This is a genomic window from Dyella humi (assembly GCF_044904605.1).
GTDB lineage: Bacteria > Pseudomonadota > Gammaproteobacteria > Xanthomonadales > Rhodanobacteraceae > Dyella_B > Dyella_B humi.
The window spans coordinates 1-926 of record NZ_JADIKI010000012.1; the positions used below are offsets into that span (position 1 = coordinate 1).

A 926-nucleotide genomic window follows, 5' to 3' on the forward strand; every position below is an offset into this window, starting at 1 on the left:
CAAGCGGCCTTGGGCGTGGCCCTGCCCCTGGCCACGCTGTTCGCCCATCCCACCCTGAGTGCACTGGCCACCGCGATCGCGCAAGCCAGCGCACAGGCCCTGCCGCCGATCGAGTCGATCGGCCGGAATGGGCCACTGGCGCTGTCCTTTGCCCAGCAGCGGCTGTGGTACCTCGCGCAACTGAAGGGTGTCAGCGCTACTTATCTAACGCCCATCGGGTTTCGACTTCGAGGTCCGCTGGACCGGCCGGCGTTGCGGCGCAGCCTGGATTGCCTGCTGGCCCGGCATGAGGCCTTGCGCACGTTGTTCCATATCCATGAGGGCCAGCCGCGGGCCACACTGCTGCCAGCCGAAACCGGCTTTGCGCTGCTTGAGCAATCGGTCCACGATGACGCCACGCTGGCGCAGCTGTGCGCCGAGGAAGCCCAGACGCCGTTCGATTTAAGCACCGGCCCGCTGATCCGCGGCCGATTGCTCCAGATGGGGCCTGAGGATCACGTCGTTCTGCTGACCCAGCATCACATCGTCTCCGACGGCTGGTCGACCGCAGTGGTGGCGCGCGAGATCAGCGCGCTGTACCAGGCCTTTGCCGTCGGCGCGGCCGATCCGTTGCCGGTGCTGCCGATCCAGTATCCCGATTACGCCGTCTGGCAACGGCAGTGGCTCTCCGGCGAGCGACAGCAACAACAGGCGACGTACTGGAAAAACCAGTTGGCCGGTGTGCCCACGCTGCTGGAGCTGCCAACTGACCGGCCGCGGCCGGCGGCGCAATCTTTCGCTGGCGCCCGCCTGGACGTACGTATCGATGCCGCGCTGACCCGGGACCTGAAACGCTTAAGCCAGCAACACGGCAGCACGCTGTTCATGACCCTACTCACTGCTTGGGCCGTGGTGTTGTCACGCCTGTCCGGCCAGCAGGACCTGGT

Annotated in this window: 1 protein-coding gene; it reads left to right on the forward strand. The window is 66.4% G+C overall.

Annotation, left to right across the window (positions count from 1 at the left end; all coding sequences use genetic code 11):
- Positions 1–926 (forward strand): condensation domain-containing protein (locus ISP18_RS00085; protein WP_404559220.1); only part of this gene is annotated, 926 nt, incomplete at both ends.